We start from the raw sequence: 16,105 nt of genomic DNA, 5'->3' as shown, positions 1-16,105 counted from the left end.
CGCGCCGCATGGCGGCCGGGAGGCGCGGTGCGGGCCCGCACCGGGCCTCCCGGCAGACGGGTTCAGACCTGGCCGCGGTGCGGTGCGTTGCGCCGGAACAGACCGGGCAGCAGTCCGCCGATCTTCGTGCCGACGCAGAGGCTGACGAAGGTCGCGAGCGGGGTGGCGAGCGCCACCGGGGACAGCGTCGCGACCGCGACCAGACCGACCGTGCCCGGGACGAGCAGGAGGAACGCGGGGAAGAACGACACGTTCGCGGGGATCACCGGGACGATGCGTTCGAGGATGCGGGTGGCGACGAACAGGAGCGCGGCGGTCGCGCCCGTCGCGACCACGCTGCCACCGAGCGGGGTGATGCCGGTGAGGAGGCCGTAGGCCGACGTCATCACGACCACGGACACGAGGGTGAGCCGCCAGCCGGACTGGAACACGAGCCCGAGGCCGACCGCGAGGAACACCACCGCGACCCACGAGACCCAGTAGGGCGGTACGGCCTCCCACCCGCCGCGGTCGGTGCCGACCCCGGCGACCTCGCCGACGAGCGCTGCCGACGACGGGTCGACGTGCAGGCCGGTGAGGGCGCTCCCGGCGGCGATGCCCGCGGCCATGAAGCCGAGCATGATGATGCCCTGCATGAGCCGCGACGACCCCGTGACGATGTCGGCGGCCGTGAGTTCGAGCAGGGCGTTCGTGATCAGCGCGCCCGGGACGAACACCGCGACCGGGGCGCACACCGCGAAGAGCGGCACGTGGCCGAACCCCGTCCCCGCGGCGACGAGCCCGACGATCGACGTCGACACGAAGGCAGCGAGGAACGGGACGATCGCGAGGGCCTCGCGGAAGCGCCGCAGCACGATGCCGATCACGCCGACGAGCGCGCCGACGCCGAGCGCCAGCAGGATCGCCCACCACGGGCAGCGGAACACGACCGCGAGGCCCGCCGAGGTCAAGGCGTTGCCGAGGATCCACGGCAGCGGGGCCGGCAGCCGGGTGCTCGCCCGGATGGCACGGACGCGGGCGGGGATCTCGGCGAGGCCGATCGAACCGCTCTCGAGGCCGAGGACGATCCGGTTCGCACGGGCCGACTGGCGTGCGGAGAGCTCGACGCCCTCGGCGTTGACGATGGTCGCGGCACCGGTGGCGGTCTCGCTGACGATGACCAGTGCGGGGAGGACGCCCACCGCGAGCTCGGGGCCGATGCCGGCGGCGTCGCGGGCCTTCTCCAGTGCCGATCGGACGTCGGTGACCGAGCTGCCGGCGTCGAGGAGGAGCGCTCCGAGGGTGCCGAGGAGCATACCGACCGGGACCGCTTCGCCGTCGATCACCTCGACGTGCGGTTCGGGGCGGCGGAGGGTGTTGCGCAGTTGGGCGATGGCGCTTCCGAGTCCGACCACGAGTGTCGATCGTAGCTGGCGCGGCGGCGCGGGCGTACCGAGTCTCGTGCTCAGCGACAGTTCTCGCGGGTCGGGCCGCGAGAAGTGTCGCTCACCCCGAGACTCGCGGCGGCACCACGTACCCCCGGTGGGACTCGAACCCACAACTCGGCGATTTTAAGTCGCATGCCTCTACCGGTTGGGCCACGGGGGCGGGCCGCAACAGCCTACCGACGCCGAGAGGCGGCCGCCCACCGGGGGTGACCGCCTCTCGCGTCGGACGGGTGCCTACTTGGCGTCGGCCGACGCCTCGGCCTTCACCGGCTCGGCCTCCTTGGAGACGTCCTCGGCGGGCGTCGCGTACGCGGGGCCCGCAGCGTCGGCGGGCTTGCCCTCTTCCGGGGCCTGAGCGGCAGCGGCCGGGGCTGCAGCAGCCGGGGCGGACGCCTCGACGGCCGGCTTCGGACGCGACGCGAACGCCTCGAACGCAGCGCGCGGTGTCTCGCGGTCGTCGAGCGACGCGATGTCGCGGCCGAGGAAGAAGCCACCCACCCAGTCGCCGATGACGCGCCACTTGCGCTCCCACGACGGCATCGCGAGACCGTGGTAGCCACGGTGCGCGCCCCAGGCGAGGAAGCCCTTCATCGCGAACTTGCCGGACTGGAACACGCCGATGCCGAGACCGAGGCCCGCGACGGCGCCGAGGTTCTCGTGCTTGTAGTCGGTCGTGGCCTCGCCCCGGATGACCGCGACGAGGTTCTTCGCGAGCTGCTTCGCCTGACGGACCGCGTGCTGGGCGTTCGGCACGCAGAACCCGCCGACGCCGCCGCCCGTGAGGTCCGGCACGGCCGCGACGTCACCGCAAGCCCACGCATCGGCGATCACGCCGTTGTCGTCGACCACGCGGAGGTCGGGCTGCACGCGGATGCGGCCGCGCTGCTCGAGCGGGAAGTCGGTGCCCTTGACCATCGGGTTCGCCATGACTCCGGCGGTCCAGATGATGAGGTCGGACGGGATCGTCTGGATCGACTCGTCCTTCGCCTTGAGCTGGCAGACGCCGCCCTCAGCCGACGCGAGCTGCGTCTCGAGGTGGACGGTCGCGCCGCGCTGGGCGAGGTTCTCGAGCACCCAGTGCGAGGTCTCGAGCGACACCTCGGGCATGATGCGCCCCATCGCCTCGACGAGGTGGAAGTGGGTGTCGTCGAACGACAGCTGCGGGTAGCTCTTGAGCAGGTCGGAGACGAACGAGCGGAGCTCCGCGAACACCTCGATGCCGGCGAAGCCACCGCCGACCACGACGACGGTCAGCAGGCGGTCGCGCTCGGGACCGGCCGGCAGGTTCGCCGCCTTGTGGAAGTTGACGAGGATCTTGTCGCGGATGGCCGCGGCTTCCTCGATCGTCTTGAGACCGATCGCCTCGTCCGCGACACCCGGGATCGGGAACGTGCGCGAGACGGCACCGGCGGTCATGACGATCTGGTCGTAGGTCTCTTCCCACGACTCACCCTCGGTCGGCGTGATCGTCGCGGTCTTCGCGGCGTGGTCGACCTTCGTGACCTTGGCCGTGACGACCCGGGTCTTCTTGAGGTGACGGCGGTGGGAGACGACCGCGTGACGCGGCTCGATCGACCCGGCGGCGACCTCGGGCAGGAACGGCTGGTAGGTCATGTACGGCAGCGGGTCGACCATGACGACCTCGGCTTCGCCCTGACGCAGGTGCTTCTCGAGCTTCCAGGCGGTGTAGAAACCGGCGTAACCGCCGCCGACGACGAGGATCTTGGGCACGGGGGATGATCTCCTTGGAGTGGGGTGGTTTGCCGGGAGGCTGGTCAGAACTCGCCGCCACCCGCCCCGACTCCGGCGTCTGCAGCCTCATCATACGCCCGGCACTCACACCGGGAGGGCGACCAGTCGACGCGCTCGAGCGCGAGATCACCGATGGGGTTGACGCCGGGTCCGGCGGCGAGGGCGTGGCCGACGAGGGCGTGCAGGCACTTCACGCGGGTGGGCATGCCACCGGCGCTGATGCCGTGGATCTCGTCGACGTGCTCGATCGACTCACGATCGGCCAGGTAGGACTCGTGGGCGGCGCGGTACTGCTGTGCGACATCCGGGTCCTCGAGCAGGGCGGCCAGCTCCGGCATGACCTGGTTGGCCTCGAGGGTGCTGATCGCGGCGGTGGCCGCGGGCTGGCACAGGTAGTACAGCGTCGGGAACGGGGTGCCGTTCGACAGCCGGGGCTTCGTGGACACGACCGTGGGGTTGCCACAGACGCAGCGTGCCGCGATCCCGATGACGTCGCGAGCCGGTCGCCCGAGCTGCGCCGACACGACGCGGACGTCGTGCTCGGTGGGCGGGTCGAAGGGAGGGGTCGTCACGGGTACGTGAGCCTACCCGAGTCCGGAGCGTCGTCCTACTTCGTGTCGCCGGTACCCGAGACGTCGGGTGCCACGAGCTTCTCGGTGCTCTCGTCGCTGAGCCCGGACTTCAACACCGACGAGAGCATCGCCTGCACCCAGTCGACCTTCGGCGTCTGCACGGTCGAGCTCACCGGCGTGCCCGAGTCGGTCTCCGGACGCCCGGAGCTCTTCGCGTCCTCGCTCCCCATCACGAGGTAGCTCTCCTCGCCCGGGTACACGTAGAGCAGCCGGTCACGGGCCTGTGCCTCGATGTAGGCCGGGTCGTCCCACCGCGCGACGTCCTGCTTCTTCTGCGACACGTCGTCCTTCTGCGCGGCGACCTGCTGCTGCTGCTGCGCGATCTGCTCCTGCTGCTGGATGAGCGTGCGGAGCGACGGCGCGAGCACGACCACGAACAGCACGATGATCGCGAGCATGAGCAGGCTGAACCCGGAGAACCGGATCGAGCGGTACCAGGGCTGGTGTGCGGCCGCACCGGCGTGCGGCATCGCCACGGGGACGCGGCGGACGCGGGGCTTCTGGCTGGGCACGACGCTGACGATAACCCGCGGTGGGCAGGGGGTCGGCCCCGGCACGCGGGTGTCGGGCAGCCTCCCAGCGTCGGCATGGAGGCACGGCTCGGCCCCGTCGCGCCCCGCACCCCCGCCACGCCGCACCACGGCTCGCTGGCCGCCGCTCGCCACCGCACAACCAAAGTCACGCTGAACCGCGGTTCCGCGTGGTTCCGACGGGCTTCGGTTGTGCGGCGCCACGCCGCACCGGCGCCGGCAGCGACGCCGGTGCGACGTCGCGGACGGCTGATCGACGTCGGGGAACGACGAGACGCCGCCCTCCGTGCGGAGGACGGCGTCTCGTGGTGGCGCTGGAGTGTTACAGGGCCGCCGCGCGCGGGAAGGCCGAGCGACCGGCGTACACCGCGGCGTCGCCGAGCTCCTCCTCGATGCGGAGCAGCTGGTTGTACTTCGCGACGCGGTCGGAACGAGCCGGCGCACCGGTCTTGATCTGGCCACCGTCGACCGCCACCGCGATGTCGGCGATGGTGGTGTCCTCGGTCTCGCCCGAGCGGTGCGACAGGATCGCGGTCATGCCGTGACGGTGCGCGAGCGACACGGCGTCGAGCGTCTCGGTGAGCGTGCCGATCTGGTTCACCTTCACCAGGATCGAGTTGCCGGCCTGCTCGTCGATGCCCCGCTGCAGACGCTTCGGGTTCGTGACGTACAGGTCGTCGCCCACGAGCTGGAGCTTCGAGCCGAGCTCCGCGGTGAGGTGCTTCCAGCCCTCCCAGTCGTCCTCGGCCAGGGCGTCCTCGATGGTGACGAGGGGGTAGTTCGCGACGAGGTCGGCGAAGTAGCCCGTGAACTCCTCGCTCGAGAGCTGCTTGCCCTCGAACGCGTACTTGCCGTCCTGGAAGAACTCGGTCGCGGCGACGTCGAGGCCGAGCGCGATGTCCTTGCCCGGGGTGAAGCCGGCCTTCTCGATCGCGGCGAGCAGGAAGTCGAGCGCCGCGCGGTTCGACGCGAGCTCGGGCGCGAAGCCGCCCTCGTCGCCGAGGCCGGTCGCGAGGCCCTGCTTCTTCAGCTCGCCCTTGAGGGCGTGGTAGGTCTCGACACCCCAGCGGAGCGCCTCGGAGAACGACTCGGCGCCGTAGGGCACGAGGAAGAACTCCTGGATGTCGACGTTGGTGTCGGCGTGCGCGCCACCGTTGACGACGTTCATCAGCGGGACGGGCAGCGTGTGCGCGTTCGGGCCACCGAGGTAGCGGAACAGCGGCAGGTCCGCCGAGTCGGCGGCGGCGCGGGCGACGGCGAGCGAGGCGCCGAGGATCGCGTTCGCGCCGAGGCGGGACTTGTTCTCGGTCCCGTCGAGCTCGATGAGCGCGGCGTCGACGAGGCGCTGGTCGGTGGCGTCGAAGCCCTCGAGCGCCGGGCCGATCTCGTCGAGGACGGCGTCGACGGCCTTGAGGACACCCTTGCCGCCGTACCGCGACTTGTCTCCGTCACGGAGCTCGTACGCCTCGAACGCGCCGGTGGAGGCACCGGACGGGACGAGCGCGCGCGAGACGACGCCGTCGTCGAGGAGGACCTCGACCTCGACCGTCGGGTTGCCTCGGGAATCGAGGACTTCGCGTGCGCCTACGGCATCGATCTGGGCCACGGGGTACTCCCTACGAGTTCGGTTGTGGTGATTGCGGGTCCGATCCTACCGAGGCCCGGTGGACAGGACACTCCGCGTGACGCTCACTGTGGAGAGCGGCCCGTGACGCACAGGCCCCGACCGGTCGGTCCGACCGGTCAGCCGAGCGGACGGAACTCGACCCCGTCGAGCGAGGTCGTGTCGGCGCGGACCGACGCGAACGCGCCGAAGCCCTGCGCCTCGAGCGCGGCGAGCTGGTTCTTCGTGTTCTTCGTGCGCTTCTCCAGCCGGACGCGCTGGTGCGTCGCGAGCGCCTCGGTCTTGAGCGCGGCGAGTCGGCCCGGTTCGACGTCCTTGTCGTAGAGCAGCACGACGGCGTCCGCGGACTCGGCGTCCGGCAGCGTGACGAGGTCGACGAGCCGCTCGAACCCGAGCGAGAACCCCACCGCCGGGACGTCCTGGCCGAGGAAGCGCCCGATCATCCCGTCGTAGCGACCACCACCGCCGAGGCTGTACCCGAAGTCGGGGTGCGCGACCTCGAAGATCGTGCCGGTGTAGTAGCCCATGCCGCGCACGAGCGTCGGGTCGAACCGGAGGTCCACGCCGTCGAGCGCTCCACGGAGGCCGAGCAGCTCACCGAACGCACCCTCGTCGAGCCACGCTGCTCCCCCGACCGAGTCCCAGTCGGCGGACTCGAGCGCACGGATGGTGTCCTCGAGCCCGGGCAGGTCCGATCCGGTGGTCTCACGGAGCTCCGCTGCGACCCCGTCCGGCCCGATCTTGTCGAGCTTGTCGATCGTGATCAGCGCACGGTCGGCCTCGGCGGCGTCGGTGATCCCCCACGACGCGAGGAGCCCGAGCAGGATGCGCCGGTCGTTGATGCGGATCGACGTCCCGGAGACGCCGAGCGCGTCGAGGGCGTCCGTCGTCGCACGGATGAGCTCGACCTCGGCGAGCTGCCCGGGTTCACCGAGGATGTCGATGTCGCACTGCACGAACTGCCGGTAGCGCCCCTTCTGCGGACGCTCGGCTCGCCAGACGGGCGCGATCTGCACGGAGCGGAAGACCGTCGGCAGCTCGGCGCGGTGCGAGGCGTAGAAGCGGGCGAGCGGCACCGTCAGGTCGAAGCGGAGGCCCAGGTCGGCGAGGTCGAGCGGCGCGTCGGCCGCACGGAGGTCCTCGACGGTCAGTCCACGCTTCATCACCGCGAACGCGAGCTTCTCGTTGTCGCCGCCGAGTCCGGAGTGGAGCCGCGCCGCGTCCTCGACCACGGGCGTCTCGATCTCGTCGAACCCGTGCCGCGCGTACACGCCGCGGACGACCCCCAGCACGTGCTCCCGACGAGCCTTGTCCGCCGGGAGGAAGTCGCGCATGCCACGGGGTGCCGTCACGGTCGTCGCCATGCGGCAATCCTGCCAGAACGACCACGGCGGTTTGCGCGGCTCGGTGTCCGCTGATATTGTGAACACACAACTTCGGTTCGCAGGTGCCTGATCCACCCGCGGACCGATCGCGAGGGCAACGTGCTGCAGTGTGCCCCGCGGTGAGCGGGGCCCCCCGTCCACACCGGTATCCCTGTCGGTGCGGACGGCCCGCTCGCGGGCGTCCTCCTTTTTTCGGGTTGGGAGGACGCCCGCTCTTCTCGGTTCCGCCGCACATCGGCGTGACCGGTCTCGCGACCGATCACGCGACGCCGAGTCGTCTCACGCCTCGCGGCACGCCTCACACCCCGCCGCACGCCTCACCACCCCGCGGCACGCAACACGCCGCCGCACGCCTCACCACCCCGCGGCACGCCTAACACGCCGCCGCACGCCCCACCACCCCGCGGTACGCCTCGCGCCCAACGGCACTCCTCGCGCCCCGCGGCACGCCGCACGCCCGCGCCCCACGCCCCACGCCCCAAGCCCCGCGGTACGCCTCACGGCCCCGCGCCACACCTCACGCCCCCGCGGCCCGCCCCTCGGCCTCGAGCGCAGCGACGGCAGCGCGGAGGCTGGCCACCGGGTCGATCCCGTCCGCCCGAGCCGCCGCCACCGCGCGCAGCGCATCGGCTCCCCATGCGAGATCGGCCCGCCCAGCCCCCGCGACCGATCCGGACGTCGTCGACGGGGCCCCACCCGTCGCACCGGACGTCCCGGCGGCGCCTTCGCCCCCGGCGCCCACCCTCGCGCCCAGGGACGCGACGAGCGCGCCGGTGTCGACCCGCGCCTCCAGGCGTTCCAGCAGCTTCACCGCGCGCTCGAGCGGCGGCATCGCCCGCGGGACCCCGTCGAGCGCGCTCCGCCGGGAGGCCTTCTCGACCGCCTTCGCCGCACGCCACACCCGTTCGACGTCGGCCACCGTGTCCGCTCGCTCGTCCCCGAAGACGTGCGGGTGCCGTCGGACCATCTTGTCCCGCACCCCGGCGGCGACGTCCTCAAGGTCGAACGTCGCTGCGAGCCCGGCGTGCAACACCACCTGGTAGAGCACGTCGCCGAGTTCCTCGCGCAGATCGTCCTCGTCGCCGTCGTCGATCGCGTCGACCAGTTCGTAGACCTCCTCGACGGCGTAGCGCGCGAGGGAGGCGTGCGTCTGCTCCCGGTTCCACACGCAGCCGCCCTCGGGGGCGAGCAAGCGGTCGACGACGGCCTCGAGGTCGGTGAGGGCACTCATGGCGTCATGCTCGCACGAGCCGGGCCGTCGGGTCCGGCGTGTCAGACCCCTCCGGTAGCCTGGACGAGGCGTGTCGGGAAGTCTGGTCGACGGACCGTTCACCGACCCCTCGAACCGGAGCTCCATGCCTGCACTCCTCCGTTCCCCGCGGTTCAGCGCCATCGCGCTGCTCACCGCTGCCGTCCTCGGCCTCCTCGTCGCCAACTCGCCCCTCGGGCCTGGACTCGAGCGTGCACTCGACGCGCACTCCCCGTGGGGTGCGGTCGGTCTCGACCTCTCGGTCGCGCACTGGATCAGCGACGGCCTCCTCGCGGTGTTCTTCCTGCTGGTCGCGATCGAGCTGAAGCAGGAGCTCGTCGCCGGGGAGCTCTCGAACCCGAAGACGGCGGTGATCCCGGCGATCGCGGCGGTCGGCGGGGTGGTCGTCCCGGCGGGGATCTACCTCGCGGTCACGGCGGGGACGCAGTACCAGCACGGATGGCCGATCCCGACCGCGACGGACATCGCGTTCGCCCTCGGGCTCCTCGCGGTGTTCGGCCGTGGCCTGCCCTCGACGATCCGCGTCTTCCTGCTCGCCCTCGCCGTGCTCGATGACCTCATCGCCATCGTGATCATCGCGGTCGTGTTCGCGCATGACACCGATTTCCTCTCGCTCGCCGGCGCGGTGGTCGTGCTCGCGCTCTTCTGGCTGCTCGGTCGACGACTGGGCCGGGCGGACGGACGCCGAGGGCTGTTGATCGTCGCGATGGTCGTGCTCGGCCTCCTCGCGTGGTGGCTCGTGTACCACTCGGGCGTCCACGCGACCATCGCCGGGGTCGCGCTCGGGCTCCTGCTCCCCCGACCCTCCGGGCACACCGTGTACGAGCGGGTCGAGCCGTGGTCGAACGGACTGGTGCTGCCCGTCTTCGCGTTCGCGTCCGCCGCCGTGGTCGTCCCCGACGTCGGCCTCGGGGAGCTCTCCCCGACGTTCTGGGCGGTGGTGCTCGCGCTGCCGGTGGGAAAGGTGGTCGGCATCACGGTCTTCGGGTCGATCGCGACGCGGATATTCCGGGCGCCCGGCCGTTCGACACTGTCGTTCGGCTCGATCATGACCGTGAGCGTGCTCGGTGGCATCGGGTTCACGGTGTCGCTCCTCATGAACGAGCTGGCGTTCGCCCGCAACGAGGAGATCCTCGACGAGGGCGTCCTCGCGGTGCTCGTCGGTTCGGGGATCGCGATGGTCGCCTCCGCCGTCGTGGTGTCGTTGCGTGCGCGCCGGTACCGGGCACGCCGCGAGCTCTCCGAGGCCGAGTCGACGGAGTAGGTCTCGGCGGCCGGGTGCCGCTGCTGGACGACGCGACCGCTGTCGTCCGACAGCGAGCCGGTCGGTCGTTGCGCACGCCGGCTACCAGACGGGGCAACCGACGACGTGACCGTCGTCGTACGACCGCGGTCACGTCGTTCCGCGACCACGGGCCGGACGGGAGGCACGGCGCCAGCCCGCCACGTGCCTCCCGGCCGACAGCGCGACCGACGGGAGGCACGGCGCCAGCCCGCCACGCGCCTCCCGGCCGACAGCGCGACCGACGGGAGGCACGGCGCCAGCCCGCCACGGGCCTCCCGGCCGACGGCTCGCTACGCGGCCGTCTCGGCCGGCGCCTTCGACGCGCCGTACACCGCGGTGAGGATGCTCTCCACCCACTCGATGAGCGCGCCGTCGGGCAGGGCCTCGCCGTGCGGTCGCGGCATCGGGATGCTCGTCGCGTTCTGCTGCGGGAACCACCGCGCGCCCGGGAACATCCGCTTCAGCCGCACCTGCGCCGAGTCCGCGAGCTCCTTGCCCGCGACACGGAGGTTCGAACCCATGACGACGACGTCGGACAGGCCGACCTGCTGCGCCATGCGCCGGAGCCGGGACACCTCGACCAGCGTGAGCACCGCCTGCGGAGGCTGCCCGTAGCGGTCGGTGAGTTCGTCGAGGACCATGTCGATCGCCTCGGGCTGCGCCGTCGGGGCGGAGGCCGCGGAGAGCTTCTGGTAGGCCTCGAGTCGGAGGCGCTCGGACTCGACGTAGTCCTCCGGGATGTGCGCATCGACCGGGATCTCGAGCCGGAGCTCGGTCTGCCCCTCGGCGACGTCGCCACGGAACTGCGACACCGCCTCGCCGATCATGCGCAGGTAGAGGTCGAAGCCGACGCCCGCGATGTGCCCCGACTGTTCCCCGCCGAGCAGGTTGCCGGCGCCGCGGATCTCGAGGTCCTTCATCGCGACCTGCATGCCCGCGCCGAGTTCGTTGTTCGCCGCGATGGTCTCGAGGCGGTCCTGGGCGGTCTCGGACAGCGGCTTGTCGGCGTCGTAGAGGAAGTACGCGTAGCCGCGCTCCCGACCACGACCGACGCGGCCACGGAGCTGGTGCAGCTGTGACAGCCCGTACTTGTCCGCCTTGTCGATGATGAGCGTGTTCGCGTTCGCGATGTCGAGCCCGGTCTCGACGATGGTGGTGGACACGAGGATGTCGAAGCGACGCTCCCAGAAGTCGACCATCACCTGCTCGAGCGTGCCCTCGGACATCTGCCCGTGCGCAACCGCGATGCGGGCGTCCGGCACGATCTCGGCGAGGTGCGCCGCGACCGACTGGATGTCCTTCACGCGGTTGTGCACGTAGAACACCTGGCCCTCGCGCAGGAGCTCGCGCCGGATCGCCGCCGCGACCTGCAGGTCGGACTGCGGGCCGACGAAGGTGAGGATCGGGTGGCGGTCCTCCGGAGGTGTCGCGAGCGTCGACATCTCGCGGATGCCGGTCACGGCCATCTCGAGCGAGCGCGGGATCGGCGTCGCCGACATCGCGAGGACGTCGACGTTCGTCTTGAGCTTCTTCAGCTGGTCCTTGTGCTCGACGCCGAACCGCTGCTCCTCGTCGATGATGACCAGGCCGACGTCCTTGAACTGGATGGCCTGTGACAGGATCCGGTGCGTACCGATGACGATGTCGACGGTGCCGTCGGCGAGGCCCGCGATCGTCTCCTTCGACTCCTTCTCGGACTGGAACCGGCTGAGTGCCCGGAGGTGGACGGGGAAGCCCGCGAAGCGCTCCTGGAACGTCTCCATGTGCTGGCGGACGAGCAGGGTCGTCGGGACGAGCACCGCGACCTGCTTGCCGTCCTGCACGGCCTTGAACGCGGCACGGATCGCGACCTCGGTCTTGCCGTAGCCGACGTCGCCGGAGAGCAGGCGGTCCATCGGGATCGGACGCTCCATGTCGCGCTTGATCTCGTCGATGGTGGTGAGCTGGTCGGCGGTCTCCGCGAACGGGAACGCCTCTTCCAACTCGCGCTGCCACGGCGTGTCCGGGCCGAACGCATGGCCCTTCGACGCCATGCGCGCCGAGTACAGCTTCACGAGGTCGACGGCGATGTCGCGGACGGCCTTGCGCGCCTTCGACTTCGCGGCCGCCCAGTCCGAGCCGCCCATCTTCGACAGGGTCGGGCTCTCGCCGCCGACGTACCGGGAGAGCTGGTCGAGCTGGTCGGTCGGGACGAACAGCTTGTCGCCCGGGTAGCCGCGCTTCGACGGCGCGTACTCGAGGACGAGGTACTCGCGCTGGGTCTTCACGGCGTTCCGGCCACCGGAGCTCACCTCGCGCGAGACGAGCTCCACGAACTTGCCGATGCCGTGCGTGGCGTGCACGACGACGTCACCCGCCTTGAGCTGCAGCGGGTCGACGACGTTCTTGCGCCGCCCCGCGAGCTTCTTCACCGTGCGGGCGCCCTGCTGGACGCTGCGGCCGTAGAACTCGGCCTCGCTGAGGACCGCGATGCGCGGATCCGGGGTGGCGAAACCGTGCTCGACGCTCGCGGTGGTCACGATGGCGACCCCCGGCTCGGGAGGCGCGGTGAGGGCTTCGGCACGGGCTGCGACCCCGGCGTCGGCGAGGACCTGCACCGCACGTTCGACCAGCCCCTTGCCCTGGGCGGTCACGACGACGGCCCAACCGTCGTCGGTCAGCTGCTTGACGTGCGCGATCGCGCCGTCGGCGCTGCCCGCGAACGCCGGGATCGCCTCGGCGCGGACGCGGATGTACTCGCCCGCCTCGGCGGCTGCCTCGGCGTCGGTGAGCACCCGGTCACGGTCGCCCTCGTCGAGGCCGGAGTCGAACGGCGAGACCGTCCACCACGTGCGCTGCCCGCGGCCGCTCTTGAGCTGCTGCACGGTCAGGAAGTTGCCGGCGTCGAGGTCGATCGGCGCCTGGGCCCCCGCGACGGCGGCGCTCCACGCGGCCTGGAGGAACTCCGTGTTCGTCTCGGCCAGGCTGTGCGCGCGACCGCTGACCCGCTCGGGCGAGAACACCGCGATGGTGGCGTCCTCGGGGAGGTAGCTCGTCACCGGCACGAGGTCCTGCACGAGCGCGGGCGCGAGCGACTCCATGCCCTCGACCGGGATGCCCTCGGCGATCTTCGCGAGCATCTGTGACAGGTTCGGGAACTCGTGCAGCATCTCGCGCGCCCGCTGCCGGACGTCGTCGGACAGCAGGAGTTCACGTGACGCCGTCAGCTCGACCTGGCCGAGGTCGTCGTCCGTCGTGCGCTGGTCCGCGACGGAGAAGGCCTTGATCGCCTCGATCTCGTCGCCGAAGAAGTCGACGCGCACCGGGTGGTCGGCGGTGGGCGGGAAGACGTCGAGGATGCCACCGCGCACGGCGAACTCACCGCGGCGGGTGACGAGGTCGACCCGGGCGTACGCGAGGTCGACGAGCTGGGAGGCGATCGCGCCGAGGTCGTTGCCGCGGGAGTCGGTGCGGAGGACGACCGGCGCGAGGGCGACGAGGTTGCCCGCGATCGGCTGGAGCGCCGCGCGGACGCTCGCGACGACCACGGTCGTACGGCGGTCGGCGGCGGACGCGTCCTGCCAGGCGGCGAGCTTGCGCAGCGTCGCGATCCGGGTGCCGACGGTCTGCGCGCTCGGGCTGAGGCGCTCGTGCGGCAGGGTCTCCCACGCCGGGAACTCCAGGACGTCGGCGTCGGGGACGTAGCTGCCGACCGCCTCACGCACGGACTCGGCCTCACGCCCGGTGGCGGTGATGACGAAGACGCACTGGGGTCCGTTCCGCTCGGCGAGCAGGGCGGCGAGGAGCGGGACGCGCAGGCCGTCGACGACCGAGAAGTCGGCGTCACGCGGGGCGGCGCGGAGGACGCGATCGAACGCGGAGGCGCGCGAGAGCGCAGGGATGATGCCCGAGATCGTCACTCAGGACATGGTACCGGCGGCCTCCGACAGACGGGCGGGCGTGCGCGGGTGGCGAACGCCGAGCGCCGGGTCGAGCGCGCCGGCCTCAGCGGCGGTGCCGGGGCCGGCGAGTGGTCGATCGCAGCAGGGTGCCGGCCAGGACGGCCGTGGCGGCCGCCAGGGCGAGGGCACCGACCGGGCCCGCGCCCGTGCTGGCGAGCGTCCGGGCGTTCGTGGCCGAGCGCGGCGGTGCCGTCGAGGCGTCGGTCTCGGCGCGGGGGCGTGTGTGCCCACCGGTGCCATCACTGTTGCCACCGCTCCCCGCGGATGTGGTGCTTCCGGGGTCGAGGGGACCCGGGGACGGGGACGTGGTCGTGGTCGAGGACGGGGTCGGGGTCGGGGTCACCGCCGTCGGCGGGGTCGAGGGTGCGCTCGGGCTCGGGCTCGGGGTGGCGGTCGGGGCGGCGGTCGCGGGCGCGGACGGTGTCGGAGTCGCACCGGCTGTCGGGGTGGCGCTCGGCTGCCCCGCACCAGGCGACGGCCTCGGCGTCGAGGTCGCGTCCGGCGGCGGCGTCACGTCCGGCGTCGGCGTCACGTCCGGCGTCGGCGCCGAGGTCGCGTCCGGCGTCGGAGTCCCCGTCGGCGTCCGCTCGGCCTCCACGACGCGCTGCCGGTTGTAGTCCGCCACGGCGATCCGGTCCCCCGGTCCGACGGACACCCCCGTCGGGTTCGCCAGCGTCGTCCCGTCCGGTGCCCCCGCGAACGCGACCGTCCACTCGCCGTCCTGCCGCACGAAGACCCGGCCACCACCGTTGTCGGCCACCACGACCGACCCGTCCCCGAGCAACGCGACGCCGCGGAGTCGGACCCGCCCCTGGTCGTCCTGGACGGTCCCGAGCGACGTCGCGACCCCGGTTGTCCGGTCCAACTGCCACACGACGTCGGTCGCCTCGTCCGCCACGATCAGGACCGAGCCGTCCGGGGACACCGCGACACCCGCGGGGTCCACCCACGGGCCGTCGACGGCGCGCCACACGGGGGCCTCCGCCGCCGTGTCCGTCTCCCACAGCGACCGGCTCCCGGCGACCGCGGCGACGAGTCGTGTGCCGTCGACGGCGAGTTCCGACACCGCGCGATCGGACGGCGCTGCGAAGCGACGTTCGACGTCGTGCCCGTCGAGCACGGCGATGGTCCCGGGCCCGCCCGGCGTCGGACGCCGACCGGCCTCGGCCACGATGAGCCGCCCGTCGTCGGACTCGGCCAACGCGGACGGGTTCCACATCGACCGGTCGTCGGTGCCGAACGGGGCGACGACCGACCACGTGCCGTCGGTGTCCCGGCGCAGCACGCCGTTCCCGGCGAAGTCGGCGACGAGGAGTGCCCCGGAGTGCGTGTACCGGACGTCGTTCGGCGCCGAGAACGCCGCCGCCGCACCGGGTGCGTCCGTCGCCGCCGCGCTCGGGGTCCAGGTCGCAGGGGCTGCGGACGCGGCCCCGACCGTCGCAGCGCCGAGTCCGGCCACCGCGAGCAGCGCTGCCGCAGTGACGACGGCGGGGAGCGCGGCTCGTCGGGCGGACGGGCGGGATCGGTGCAGCGCCACGGGAGGACCCCCTCGTTCATCACGGGGGTCGGGCACCCCCGGCCAGAACCTACCGACCGTGGGGGACGGAGCGGTCCCCCAGTTCGGGGACCGCTGGGATCAGACCGTCCGGATCGGTGCTGCGGTCAGGAGGGGGCGTGGATCCGCTGCTGGGCGGCGAGCAGGCCGAGGTCGGCGATCGCTCCGACGGCGTCGGCGCCGTCGGCGAGGAGGTTCGGGAGCGTCTTCTTCTCGGCGGGCGAGAAGTCGCGCAGCACGAAGTCGGCGGGGTCCTGTCGGCCCGGGGGACGGCCGATGCCGATCCGCACCCGGGCGAACTCGTTCGTGCCGGTCGCCTTGATGATGTCGCGGAGCCCGTTGTGGCCGCCGTGTCCGCCGTTGCCCTTGAGCCGCACGGTGTCGTAGGGCAGGTCGAGCTCGTCGTGCACGACCACGAGCGACCGGGCGTCGAGTCCGTAGAACCCGAGGACCGACGACACGGGGCCGCCGGACGTGTTCATGAACGAGCCGGGCTTCGCGAGCACGAGCTTCGGCCCGCCGGGGACCAGGCGCCCCTCGGCGACCCGGTTCGGCGTCTTGTGCTTCTTGAACGTCGCGCCCATCCGGGCAGCGAGTTCGTCGAGGACCATCTGGCCGACGTTGTGGCGGTTGCCCGCGTAGCCGGGCCCGGGGTTCCCGAGCCCGACCACGACGAACACGTTGTCAGCCATCAGCGTCGACCA

The 16,105-nt window shown here is 72.1% G+C and carries 11 protein-coding genes and 1 tRNA gene; 1 reads left to right on the top strand and 11 read right to left on the bottom strand.

Annotation, left to right across the window (positions count from 1 at the left end):
- Positions 1-62: 62 nt before the first annotated feature.
- The 8 genes from ACRQ4C_RS04360 to ACRQ4C_RS04325 all read right to left on the bottom strand — a co-directional run bounded on the left by ACRQ4C_RS04360 (position 63) and on the right by ACRQ4C_RS04325 (position 8,581).
- Positions 63-1,394 (bottom strand): threonine/serine exporter family protein, encoded by a 1,332-nt coding sequence (locus tag ACRQ4C_RS04360; RefSeq protein WP_290132597.1) that lies wholly within the window; start codon positions 1,392-1,394, stop codon positions 63-65.
- A gap of 119 nt (positions 1,395-1,513) precedes the next feature.
- A tRNA-Leu gene (locus ACRQ4C_RS04355) sits at positions 1,514-1,587 on the bottom strand.
- 74 nt (positions 1,588-1,661) lie between these two features.
- Positions 1,662-3,158 (bottom strand): NAD(P)/FAD-dependent oxidoreductase, encoded by a 1,497-nt coding sequence (locus ACRQ4C_RS04350; protein ID WP_439690262.1) that lies wholly within the window; start codon positions 3,156-3,158, stop codon positions 1,662-1,664.
- A gap of 44 nt (positions 3,159-3,202) precedes the next feature.
- Positions 3,203-3,751 carry a DUF501 domain-containing protein gene (locus ACRQ4C_RS04345; protein ID WP_439690261.1) on the bottom strand — a complete coding sequence of 183 codons (549 nt, stop codon included), beginning with the start codon at positions 3,749-3,751 and terminating at the stop codon, positions 3,203-3,205.
- Positions 3,752-3,786: 35 nt separating this feature from the next.
- Positions 3,787-4,323: an FtsB family cell division protein gene (locus ACRQ4C_RS04340; RefSeq protein WP_290132600.1), complete on the bottom strand. Its 537-nt coding sequence runs from the start codon at positions 4,321-4,323 to the stop codon at positions 3,787-3,789.
- A 340-nt stretch (positions 4,324-4,663) separates the two neighbouring features.
- A complete protein-coding gene (eno, locus tag ACRQ4C_RS04335; protein ID WP_290132601.1) occupies positions 4,664-5,947 on the bottom strand; it encodes a phosphopyruvate hydratase in 1,284 nt (427 codons plus the stop codon).
- 137 nt (positions 5,948-6,084) lie between these two features.
- Complete coding sequence (gene hisS / locus ACRQ4C_RS04330; protein WP_439690260.1) at positions 6,085-7,329, bottom strand: histidine--tRNA ligase; 1,245 nt, start codon at positions 7,327-7,329, stop codon at positions 6,085-6,087.
- A 538-nt stretch (positions 7,330-7,867) separates the two neighbouring features.
- Positions 7,868-8,581 carry a MazG family protein gene (locus ACRQ4C_RS04325; protein ID WP_439690259.1) on the bottom strand — a complete coding sequence of 238 codons (714 nt, stop codon included), beginning with the start codon at positions 8,579-8,581 and terminating at the stop codon, positions 7,868-7,870.
- A 124-nt stretch (positions 8,582-8,705) separates the two neighbouring features.
- On the opposite strand from ACRQ4C_RS04325, the gene nhaA reads away from it, so the two are divergent.
- Entirely contained in the window at positions 8,706-9,884 is a 1,179-nt protein-coding gene (gene nhaA / locus ACRQ4C_RS04320) for a Na+/H+ antiporter NhaA (protein WP_290132604.1), read from the top strand.
- 311 nt (positions 9,885-10,195) lie between these two features.
- Here nhaA and mfd read toward each other — a convergent pair whose 3' ends face one another.
- From mfd to pth, 3 genes are all read right to left on the bottom strand, one after another.
- A complete protein-coding gene (mfd, locus tag ACRQ4C_RS04315) occupies positions 10,196-13,804 on the bottom strand; it encodes a transcription-repair coupling factor (protein WP_439690258.1) in 3,609 nt (1,202 codons plus the stop codon).
- 85 nt (positions 13,805-13,889) lie between these two features.
- The gene (locus ACRQ4C_RS04310) at positions 13,890-15,383 is read right to left on the bottom strand and encodes a hypothetical protein (RefSeq protein WP_439690257.1); all 1,494 of its coding nucleotides are present in this window, start codon (positions 15,381-15,383) and stop codon (positions 13,890-13,892) included.
- 125 nt (positions 15,384-15,508) lie between these two features.
- Positions 15,509-16,093, bottom strand: coding sequence for an aminoacyl-tRNA hydrolase (pth, locus tag ACRQ4C_RS04305; RefSeq protein ID WP_439690256.1), 585 nt, complete (start codon positions 16,091-16,093; stop codon positions 15,509-15,511).
- Positions 16,094-16,105: the final 12 nt, after the last annotated feature.

It is taken from the genome of Curtobacterium sp. SP.BCp, assembly GCF_051903255.1.
Classification (GTDB): Bacteria; Actinomycetota; Actinomycetes; order Actinomycetales; family Microbacteriaceae; genus Curtobacterium.
This window is presented reverse-complemented; position numbering and strand designations above follow the sequence as displayed.

Coding starts and splice junctions, on each gene's coding strand:
- nhaA (WP_290132604.1), top strand. CDS start 8,706: ATGCCTGCACTCCTCCGTTCCCCGCGGTTCAGCGCCATCGCGCTGCTC.
- ACRQ4C_RS04325 (WP_439690259.1), bottom strand. CDS start 8,581: ATGAGTGCCCTCACCGACCTCGAGGCCGTCGTCGACCGCTTGCTCGCC.
- hisS (WP_439690260.1), bottom strand. CDS start 7,329: ATGGCGACGACCGTGACGGCACCCCGTGGCATGCGCGACTTCCTCCCG.
- pth (WP_439690256.1), bottom strand. CDS start 16,093: ATGGCTGACAACGTGTTCGTCGTGGTCGGGCTCGGGAACCCCGGGCCC.